The sequence below is a fragment of the Pseudomonas gessardii genome (genome assembly GCF_001983165.1).
GTDB classification, from domain to species: Bacteria; Pseudomonadota; Gammaproteobacteria; order Pseudomonadales; family Pseudomonadaceae; genus Aquipseudomonas; species Aquipseudomonas gessardii.
The window spans coordinates 1-8941 of sequence record NZ_MNPU01000088.1; the positions used below are offsets into that span (position 1 = coordinate 1).

General features: G+C 58.6%; 11 protein-coding genes and 1 pseudogene. 11 read left to right on the plus strand and 1 reads right to left on the minus strand.

Features of this window, described 5'->3' with window-relative positions; translation table 11 throughout:
• Nucleotides 1-125: 125 nt before the first annotated feature.
• From BLL38_RS32090 to BLL38_RS29265, 9 genes and pseudogenes are all read left to right on the plus strand, one after another.
• Nucleotides 126-746 (plus strand): annotated as a pseudogene (locus BLL38_RS32090) (fimbria/pilus outer membrane usher protein); the annotation flags it as partial.
• 39 nt (nt 747-785) lie between these two features.
• A complete protein-coding gene (locus BLL38_RS32095; RefSeq protein ID WP_415640272.1) occupies nt 786-1100 on the plus strand; it encodes a FimD/PapC C-terminal domain-containing protein in 315 nt (104 codons plus the stop codon).
• Entirely contained in the window at nt 1097-1858 is a 762-nt protein-coding gene (locus BLL38_RS29235; RefSeq protein WP_076965303.1) for a fimbria/pilus periplasmic chaperone, read from the plus strand. The genes BLL38_RS32095 and BLL38_RS29235 overlap by 4 nt, the downstream gene beginning before the upstream one ends.
• Before the next feature lie 21 nt (nt 1859-1879).
• The gene (locus tag BLL38_RS29240) at nt 1880-2452 is read left to right on the plus strand and encodes a fimbrial protein (protein ID WP_076965304.1); all 573 of its coding nucleotides are present in this window, start codon (nt 1880-1882) and stop codon (nt 2450-2452) included.
• Nucleotides 2453-2462: 10 nt separating this feature from the next.
• Nucleotides 2463-2957: a fimbrial protein gene (locus tag BLL38_RS29245; RefSeq protein ID WP_076965305.1), complete on the plus strand. Its 495-nt coding sequence runs from the start codon at nt 2463-2465 to the stop codon at nt 2955-2957.
• A 13-nt stretch (nt 2958-2970) separates the two neighbouring features.
• Nucleotides 2971-3450 carry a fimbrial protein gene (locus tag BLL38_RS29250; RefSeq protein ID WP_076965306.1) on the plus strand — a complete coding sequence of 160 codons (480 nt, stop codon included), beginning with the start codon at nt 2971-2973 and terminating at the stop codon, nt 3448-3450.
• An 11-nt stretch (nt 3451-3461) separates the two neighbouring features.
• A complete protein-coding gene (locus BLL38_RS29255; protein ID WP_076965307.1) occupies nt 3462-4010 on the plus strand; it encodes a fimbrial protein in 549 nt (182 codons plus the stop codon).
• A gap of 128 nt (nt 4011-4138) precedes the next feature.
• Complete coding sequence (locus BLL38_RS29260) at nt 4139-5092, plus strand: fimbrial protein (RefSeq protein ID WP_076965312.1); 954 nt, start codon at nt 4139-4141, stop codon at nt 5090-5092.
• 163 nt (nt 5093-5255) lie between these two features.
• Nucleotides 5256-6218 carry a DMT family transporter gene (locus BLL38_RS29265; RefSeq protein WP_076965308.1) on the plus strand — a complete coding sequence of 321 codons (963 nt, stop codon included), beginning with the start codon at nt 5256-5258 and terminating at the stop codon, nt 6216-6218.
• A gap of 17 nt (nt 6219-6235) precedes the next feature.
• On the opposite strand, the gene BLL38_RS29270 is transcribed toward BLL38_RS29265, so the two are convergent.
• The gene (locus BLL38_RS29270; protein ID WP_076965309.1) at nt 6236-7624 is read right to left on the minus strand and encodes a class II fumarate hydratase; all 1389 of its coding nucleotides are present in this window, start codon (nt 7622-7624) and stop codon (nt 6236-6238) included.
• A gap of 194 nt (nt 7625-7818) precedes the next feature.
• Between BLL38_RS29270 and BLL38_RS29275 the strand changes: the two genes are divergently transcribed.
• Together BLL38_RS29275 and BLL38_RS29280 are read left to right on the plus strand one after the other, a co-directional pair.
• Nucleotides 7819-8340: a DUF2059 domain-containing protein gene (locus BLL38_RS29275; RefSeq protein WP_029298732.1), complete on the plus strand. Its 522-nt coding sequence runs from the start codon at nt 7819-7821 to the stop codon at nt 8338-8340.
• Between the two features lie 12 nt (nt 8341-8352).
• Complete coding sequence (locus tag BLL38_RS29280) at nt 8353-8646, plus strand: BolA family protein (RefSeq protein WP_076965310.1); 294 nt, start codon at nt 8353-8355, stop codon at nt 8644-8646.
• Nucleotides 8647-8941: the final 295 nt, after the last annotated feature.

An 8941-nucleotide genomic window follows, 5' to 3' on the forward strand; every position in this document is an offset into this window, starting at 1 on the left:
AACGGGCGACTTGAGCACTTACGAGGTACCGCCTTGGGCTTTAGAAATTTAACCAATTACATAGCCAGGTGCTTGCTGAAGTCAGGAGGGTTTAGAAATCAGCTACACCCTTAAATGCGAAGAGCCATTTATCCGTGTCGCGTTACTTTAATTTAGGGACAGTCAAAAACATGAGTCTGTCGCTGAACATGTACCGTAGCCAGGAGTATGACTATAAGGATAACGGTATGGCGCTGACGGTCAGTTTGCCGTTGGGGCGCACCGGAACACTATCGCTGGATGCCAATAGAGCAGCCGGTAATAACACGTTTTCAACGCGCTACAGTGACCGTCTGGATGAGCGCAATAGTTATCAGCTTGGTGCAAGCAATAACGCCGTCAATGGTTACCTGAGTCATATGGGTGATCAGGTTGATATCGATCTGAGCGCCAGTCAGCAAGAAGGTAGTTACAGGAGCCTCAGCGTGTCTGCACGCGGCGGCGGCACACTCACGCCTTACGGTGCAGCCTTGCATCGTACCAATGGCACGGGCGGAACGCGCCTGATGGTCGATACCGCAGGTGTACCCGGTGTGCCGGTGCGGGGTTACGGTTCACCGACTCGCAGTAATGCCTTTGGCAAGGCCGTCATCTCCGATATCAGCAGCTATCAGCGTACGGCGGCCAGTGTCGATCTGGAGAACTTGCCGAGCAATGTCGAAGCCACTCAATCAGTGACGCAATTGACGCTTACCGAAGGGGCTATTGGTTATCGATCCTTGGACGTGATTTCCGGTGAGAAGGCCATGGCTGTTCTGCGCCTGCCGGATGGCAGCTCACCGCCCTTCGGCGCGACGGTGAAGAACTTAAAACAGCAGGACACCGGGATTGTGAATGACGCTGGCAATGTCTACTTGAGCGGCATTAAGGCCGGCGAGCAAATGATCGTCAGTTGGGCCGGCGATGAGCAATGCGTCCTCACACTCCCAGGCATTTTACCGGCTGATGGCTTGACGGATGCCCTGCAACTGCACTGCCAGAGCGTAACCACTGTTCAAGCTTTACCTGAGCCGGCAACGCTGCCCGGCAAGCCTACCGAGATGGAGAACATAGCCTCATGATATTGAATATGCGTATTACCCCCCAGGCTTTCGCATTGCTGGCCCTAGGCTTGAGCCAGAGCGCTAATGCCGCTGTCGGCCTGGATCGTACCCGAGTGATTTTTGATGGCAGCAAAGATGCCACCAGCGTGAACATCACCAATAACAATACCCAGTTGCCGTATTTGGCTCAGGGCTGGATTGAGGATGAAGAGGGTAAAAAGATTTCCACGCCCTTGATTGTGCTGCCGCCGGTTCAACGCTTGGAGCCAGGGAAACAAAGCCAGGTGAAAGTTCAGGCGTTGCCGGCCGCCAAGTTGCTACCGCAGGATCGAGAGACGGTCTACTACTTCAACTTGAGGGAAATTCCTCCGCGCAGCGATAAATCCAACACCCTGCAAATTGCCCTGCAGACCCGCATTAAATTGTTCTACCGGCCGCAAGCTATTACGCCAAGCCAGCAAGACTTTTCCAGCCCTTGGCAAGAAAAGCTGACCCTGACCCGCGAAGGCGACCGTTATCAGGTGAACAACCCTACGCCTTACTACGTGACGCTGGTGGATGCGCGCAGCAGCAAGGACGGCAAAACGGTGCCGGGCTTTGAGCCGCTGATGGTACCGCCCAAAGGCTTGCTGACCCTGGGCCCTACAGCCCAGGTCCTTGGCACCACACCTTATCTGGCCTACGTGAATGATTACGGCGGACGCCCGCTGCTGGCCTTCACCTGCAGTGGTGATACTTGCCAAGTGAACGCGCAGGCGTCAGCGGCTAATCAGTAGCGCCAGTTGGGGGAGAAACTCATGAAGTCGCAAATTTTGAAGGCCTTGGGCGGCCTGTTGCTGGCCTTTGGAGGGGGCGTTCATGCCCAGGATATAGATGGCCAGAATGGGCTGCTGAATGTCACCGGGTCCATGCATGAAACCCCTTGCGGTCTGGAAATGGCTTCACAGCATCAAACGATTGACCTGGGTGTCGTCTCGGCCAGTCAGTTGCAGCGCCCCGGCGACCAGGCGCCCGCCAGGCCATTTCAACTGCGTTTTACCGATTGCCAGCGCACTGCCGGCAGTATCCGCAGTGAACGTACGGGGAATCTGACATGGAGTGCCTATCAGCCGGTGCTGTCGGTCGCGTTTATCGCACCGGCCGATGCCGATGACCCACGGCTGGTCAAGGTGCAAGGCATCACTGGCATGGGCCTGCGTTTGACTGATGCACAGGGGCGGGATGTACAGCTGGGCTCAAGAGGTGAGCCGTTATTTTTGACCCTCGGCAGCAACACGCAGACATGGAGTGTTCAGCCCACGCGCACCCTGGCGCCGTTGACCAGTGGGGTCTTTCGCGCCGTCGTGGATTTCAGGCTCAATTATGAGTAAGGGCAAAAGAATGGCTAAGGCAACTGGCTCATGGGCCTTTCTTATCGGTGGCGGCCTGCTGTGGGCCGTCAGCCAAGGTGTGCAGGCTGAGGTCAGCCTGACCATCCGCGCGGTGATCATCGCACCTCCGCCGTGTGTCATTAACGGCGGCAGTACGCTCGATGTACCTTTCGGGGCCGATCTTCTGACATCGCGGATTGATGGGGTTAATTATCGTCGGGATGTGCCTTATACCGTCACCTGCAGTGCCCCGTTCAGTAACGCGATGACCCTGGAACTCAAGGGTCTGGGGGCCGCGTTCGATAGCCGCGTGCTCTTGACCCGCAAGCCGGATCTTGGGGTAAAGCTGTTCGTCAATGGCGCCGACTGGCCTCTGAATACGGCGGTGAATTTTACGTATCCCAACTTTCCAGTGGTGCAGGCAGTGCCTGTCAAACGTGTGGGCAGCAGGCTGACGGGAGGGGCGTTCGATGCCGCCGCCACCCTTGTGGTCGAATACCAATGAAGAGGAACGATCAATGACCTGTTGGCAGCAGCGAGCGTTGCTCGCCTTGTGTTCCATCGGCCTTTGCAGTGGTGCGTCGGCCAACTTGACGTTCAGTGGAACGCTTAATGAGCCTCCCCCCTGCACGATTGATGCTGGGAACACGATTGAAGTCGATTTTGGGGATGTCGGGGTAAAGCGCATCGATGGCGTGAAATACCGAAGAGGCGTTGGTTACACCATCAGTTGCGGTACCGACACGCTCCCGTGGGAACTGAAGTTGAGTGTTAACGGAACCTCAACGGTGTTCGATGGCGCCGCCGTGCAAACCAGTGTGCCTGAACTGGGCATCCGGATCTTTCAGAACAACGTGCCGTTTCTACTCAATACGCCACTGGACATCACCTTGTCGTCACCGCCGACATTGGAAGTGGTCCCCGTCAAACGGCCAGGTGCAATTCTGGCGCCCGCAAGGTTTACGGCGGTGGCCACGCTGTTGGCCGAATACGAGTAGGAGTTGAGTCCATGCGACAAGCAATTGTTCATAGGTGTTGGTCCTGTGCCGGGCTGATATTTCTGCTCACCTTAGGCCTGATGCCCACAGGGCAAGCGGCAGACAACTTGAGTTTCAAGGGCAACCTGGTTGAACAGGCCTGCACCATTCGCCCCGGCGACGAGGCAATCACGCTGGAGCTCTGGGACTTGAGCAGCAAGCATCTCTACATCAACACCCGTTCACGGGGGAAGGGGTTCAGGCTGCATCTGGACGACTGTAATACCACGATCGGCAACACGGTCACCATCACGTTTGGCGGCAGGGAAAACATGGCGCTTCCCGGATTGTTCGCGCTGGATGGCGGCAGTGGTGCCTCAGGTATTGGGATTGGCCTTGAGACGCCGAGCGACAAACCATTGCCCCTGAATGTCGTCAGTGACGAGCAGGTGTTGAGCAATGGCAACAACGTGATTGAGCTCAAGGCCTATGTGCAGGGTGAGCCGAATGCCATCAGGGATCAAACCATAGGGCATGGCCCGTACACGGTGACCTCTACGTTTACGTTGGATTACCCGTAGCGATGCACCGTCATTCATAGGCTGAAAAACAGCCTTGGACAAACCTCAAACCTCCGCTGGGCGGCTCTAAGACACGAACCGCGTGTTCGATGGGCTGTGCCTGGGGGGAGGTGCAACGAGAGATCGAAATGAAACGACTATATGGGGCCTTTGTGCTTCTTGTCCTGACTGCTGTTACTACGACTGCGCAGGCTGTTGATTGTCGGGTCAATGGCGGTGAATGGGCGCGTGTTACTCACCTGACCGTACCTGTGAGCGTACGACTCGATGGAGATCGCACCAGAATTGTGATGGAGGGCGCCCGGCTCGAATGCCGCTTTACCGCAGGAGCAGGTCCCGCTTGGGGAGAGGACTACTGGGCAACGGGGAACCCTACCGGAGCCCCCTGGACTCCCGGTCCAAAGTTTGCTGGCGAAAGGGCTGGTTTGCGAATCAACGGGGCTTTCCACAATGTTCCGGTCCCGGTGGGTATACGGATGGCCACGATGCCTAACAACGGGGTCGGTTATCCAATCAATATCACCCCTTACATTTTGCTGCGCAACGACCCGTCGAATCCGATCGATGTTCGAATCAGCGACACTCTCGGGCTGCTGCGTATCTCCGCCACGAACAACTACAACGCAGACAGGGCAGACCTAACCGTTACATACACGGCCGCCAACAACTTCACCATCTCGCCGTCAACCTGCACGATCAACAACAATAACCCGATCAACATAGACTTCGGCAACGTACACCAGCGAGCAATCGGCACCGACCCGCTGACATCAACCATCGTCAGCAACCGCAGACTTACCTACTCATGCCCGGATGGGGGGATTAACACACCGATCACCATTACCTACAAAGGCATTTCCTCGGCATTCGACTCACGCTTACTGATGATGACTAACCCTGAAGTGGGCACGGCCCTAGTACGTGCAGGCTCTGCAGTTCAAGTGAATGGTTCGTTCCTGACCCGCATTACCAACAGCGTAGGAGGGGACGATGTGACATTTTCCCTTGTTCGACGAGCCGGATCCCTGCCGACTCCCGGGGCCATCAGCGGCAGTGGTGTCCTTGTGATGGGGGTGCCATAAGGCCGAACATTGCCAAGGGCTTGAAGGTCCGGGCCGGGCACACCTGCCATGGGTGCCCGGTAAAAATCAGAGAGCCTTCAGTGCGTGGGAATGATCGATACCCAAAGCGCCTCGCATCCCCCTAGAATGCCTGCTCCTCCACCTCTGGTTTTCTGGGGCTCTCATGCACATCTCTTCCGGCCGCTGGGTCTACGGTTTATCCCTGACCCTGCTGACCGCGCTGCTCTGGGGCATTCTGCCGATCAAGCTCAAACAGGTCCTGCAGGTGATGGACCCGATCACCGTGACCTGGTTTCGCCTGATGGTGTCCGGTACGTGCTTGTTTGTGTACCTGGCCGCCGTCAAGCGCCTGCCCAGCCCAAAAGCCCTGGGCAAGCGCGGTGGCTGGCTGGTGGCAATGGCGGTGTGCGGCCTTCTGGGCAACTATGTGCTGTACCTGGTCGGGCTGAAGATGCTGAGCCCCGGCACGGCGCAACTGGTGGTGCAGATGGGGCCGATCTTCTTGATGATCGCCAGTGTGTTCCTGTTCAAGGAGCGTTTCAGCTTGGGGCAGGGCGTAGGCCTGCTGGTGCTGATCATTGGTTTTGCGCTGTTCTTCAACCAGCGCCTGGCAGAGTTGTTGACGTCCCTGGGCACCTACACCGCCGGGGTCTTGACCATTCTGCTGGCGACCACCATCTGGGTGTTCTACGCCCTGGGCCAGAAGCAATTGCTGACGGTGTGGAATTCATTGCAGGTGATGATGGTGATCTACCTGTGCTGCGCGTTTCTGCTGCTGCCCTGGGTGCATCCCATGGAGGCGCTGCAATTGAGCCCATTGCAAGGCTGGCTGTTGCTGGCGTGCTGTTTCAATACGCTGATTGCTTATGGCGCGTTTGCCGAGGCGCTGGCCCATTGGGAAGCATCGCGGGTCAGTGCGACCCTGGCGATCACGCCGCTGGTGACGTTCGTGGCGGTGGCGATTGCGGCCTGGTTGTGGCCCGACTATGTACACGCCGAACAGATCAACGGCCTGGGGTATGGTGGCGCGGTGCTGGTGGTGCTGGGGTCGGCATCGGTGGCGTTGGCGCCGTCCTTGATCGCCGGGCTCAAGGCCCGGCGCGCAAGGTTGGTACAACCCCTGTAGGACGGTTACAGGGAAGGTCAATGCCCTGCTTCGAGCATATTCTCCGGGCGGACCCACTGATCGAACTCGGCATCGGTGAGGTAGCCCAGGTCCAGCGCCGCTTCGCGCAGTGTCAGCCCTTCGGCATAGGCTTTCTTGGCAATCTCTGCTGACTTGTCATAGCCGATATGCGGGTTCAGCGCCGTCACCAGCATCAGGCCCCGTTCCAGGTGCTCGGCCATTTGCTCGGCGTCGGGTTCAAGGCCGGCGATGCAATGTTCCTGGAAGTTGCGACAGCCGTCGGCGAGTAAGCGGATCGACTCCAGCAGGTTGTGGATAATCACCGGCTTGTACACGTTCAATTGCAAATGCCCTTGGCTGGCGGCAATGCCGATGGTCACGTCGTTGCCCATTACCTGGCAGGCCAGCATCGACAGCGCCTCGCACTGGGTCGGGTTGACCTTGCCGGGCATGATCGAACTGCCCGGCTCGTTGGCCGGCAGGCGCACTTCAGCAAGCCCTGCGCGCGGGCCCGAGCCGAGCAGGCGTAGGTCGTTGGCGATTTTCATCAAGGCCACGGCCAGGGTTTTCAGGGCGCCAGACAGGGTGGTCAGCGGCTCATGGCCCGACAGCGCGGCGAATTTGTTGGGTGCTGTGACAAACGGCAACCCGGACAACGCGGCGATTTCTGCGGCAATCGCCTCGCCAAAACCATGGGGCGAGTTCAGGCCGGTGCCTACCGCCGTACCGCCCTGTGCCAATTCGTAGACGGCGGGCAGGGCACTGCGAATGGCGCGCTCGGCGTAGTCCAGTTGCGCGATAAACGCCGAGACCTCCTGGCCGAAGGTGATGGGGGTGGCATCCATCATATGGGTGCGGCCGGTCTTGACCAGCTTCATATGACGCGCCGACAACTCTGCCAGGCCGCCGGACAGTTCACGCAGCGCCGGCAGCAACTGCTCGTGCACCGCCTGCACGGTGGCAATGCTCATGGCGGTGGGGAAGCAGTCGTTGGAACTCTGAGAGCGGTTGACGTGATCGTTGGGGTGTACCGGGCTCTTGCCGCCACGGGGCTTGCCCGACAACTCGTTGGCGCGACCGGCGATCACTTCGTTGGCGTTCATGTTGCTTTGGGTGCCGCTGCCGGTCTGCCAGACCACCAGCGGGAATTGGTCGTCGTGCTGGCCATCAAGCACTTCATCGGCGGCCTGTTCGATCAGCCGGGCGATATCGGCGGGCAGGTCGCCATTGCGGTCGTTGACCCGTGCCGCGGCTTTCTTGATCAAGGCCAGGGCGTGCAATACCGCCAGTGGCATGCGTTGCTCGCCGATGGCGAAGTTGACCAGTGAACGTTGGGTCTGTGCGCCCCAGTAAGCGTCATCCGGGACCTGTACTTCGCCCAGGCTGTCGGTTTCGATACGGCTCATCGCGGGGACCCTCCTTGTAGTCGGTTTGCGCAGTTTAGGCCCTGGGTGCGCGTTTGGGTTCCATAAAACCCATTTCATCGGCCAAACTCCCGCAAAACCAGGCCCTACAAGGCGTGGGGTTGAGTGCCAGCGTTTTTTAGGCGCAGAATGGTCGCCCTTGGGGTCTTACCTCGCCTGCTAGAAAAGGAAACTCGATGACTCGTCTTCGTGCCATCTGTACCGCGGTTGCTCTGGTATGTGCCAGCGGCCAGGTTCTTGCCGATACCGCCAGCCACAACGCCAGTGCCGAAGCCTTCCTGACCCTGGCCCACGCAGACAAGCTGGGCACCCCGGTGTACATGCAAGTGCAGCAAATGTTTGCCCAGCGTTTCGAGCAGACCAAGGCACCTGCCGCCAAGCAAACCGTACTCGACACTTACCAGGCCAAGGCCAACGCCGCCCTGGACCAGGCCATTGGCTGGAACAAGCTCAAGCCGGACATGGTCAAGCTGTACACCAGTAACTTCAGCGAGTCCGAACTCAAGGACCTGGTTGCCTTCTACAAGTCGCCACTGGGCAAGAAAGTCCTGGAGAAAATGCCACAACTGACCCAGCAATCGGCCCAGTTGACCCAGGCCAAGCTGGAAAGCGCAGTGCCGGTGGTGAACAAACTGTTGGAAGACATGACCAACGAACTGGCTCCGGCGAAAAAAGCCGCCGCGCCTGCCAAGAAGTAAGTGGAGCCAGGAATGACCATGCAACAGCGCATCGAGACGGCGCTTGCCGCCCTGGGCCCGGAACACCTGAGTGTGCTGGACGAAAGCCATATGCACAGCCGTGGATTGCAGACGCACTTCAAGGCCGTGCTGGTCAGCCAGCAGTTCGACGGGCTCAACCGCGTCAAGCGCCACCAGAAGGTCTACGCCACCCTGGGCGACCTGATGGGCGAGTTCCATGCGCTGGCGCTGCATACCTACACGCCTGAAGAATGGGCGAAAACCGACGCAGCCCCGGCCTCGCCGACCTGCGCTGGCGGACATTGATGGGTAACGCCCAACCTCTGTAGGAGCGAGCTCGCTCGCGAAAAACGCAAAGGCGCCGCGTTTATCCAGGGTGCCAGCGTCATCGTTAACGACCTTCGCGAGCAAGCTCGCTCCTACAGTTCAGGGTTTATCCCTGATAGAATCCGCAACGCGCCGCTCAGTCGGCGCGTTTTTTTTGGTGCGCCAGGCATGGCGCGTTGCGCGCAAGCGCAACCAGCTTGGCTGTGGTGGCCACGCTGGTGACTGGGAGGTGAAAGTCCTCTACACACCCGGCAAGGGGAAGTGTTAGCCAGAG

What these genes read in the sequence shown, in the direction of transcription:
- BLL38_RS29260 (WP_076965312.1), top strand. Translation starts at nt 4,139, where the DNA reads ATGAAACGACTATATGGGGCCTTTGTGCTTCTTGTCCTGACTGCTGTT.
- BLL38_RS29235 (WP_076965303.1), top strand. Translation starts at nt 1,097, where the DNA reads ATGATATTGAATATGCGTATTACCCCCCAGGCTTTCGCATTGCTGGCC.
- BLL38_RS29280 (WP_076965310.1), top strand. Translation starts at nt 8,353, where the DNA reads ATGACCATGCAACAGCGCATCGAGACGGCGCTTGCCGCCCTGGGCCCG.
- BLL38_RS29270 (WP_076965309.1), bottom strand. Translation starts at nt 7,624, where the DNA reads ATGAGCCGTATCGAAACCGACAGCCTGGGCGAAGTACAGGTCCCGGAT.
- BLL38_RS29265 (WP_076965308.1), top strand. Translation starts at nt 5,256, where the DNA reads ATGCACATCTCTTCCGGCCGCTGGGTCTACGGTTTATCCCTGACCCTG.
- BLL38_RS29245 (WP_076965305.1), top strand. Translation starts at nt 2,463, where the DNA reads ATGGCTAAGGCAACTGGCTCATGGGCCTTTCTTATCGGTGGCGGCCTG.
- BLL38_RS29240 (WP_076965304.1), top strand. Translation starts at nt 1,880, where the DNA reads ATGAAGTCGCAAATTTTGAAGGCCTTGGGCGGCCTGTTGCTGGCCTTT.
- BLL38_RS32095 (WP_415640272.1), top strand. Translation starts at nt 786, where the DNA reads ATGGCTGTTCTGCGCCTGCCGGATGGCAGCTCACCGCCCTTCGGCGCG.
- BLL38_RS29250 (WP_076965306.1), top strand. Translation starts at nt 2,971, where the DNA reads ATGACCTGTTGGCAGCAGCGAGCGTTGCTCGCCTTGTGTTCCATCGGC.
- BLL38_RS29275 (WP_029298732.1), top strand. Translation starts at nt 7,819, where the DNA reads ATGACTCGTCTTCGTGCCATCTGTACCGCGGTTGCTCTGGTATGTGCC.
- BLL38_RS29255 (WP_076965307.1), top strand. Translation starts at nt 3,462, where the DNA reads ATGCGACAAGCAATTGTTCATAGGTGTTGGTCCTGTGCCGGGCTGATA.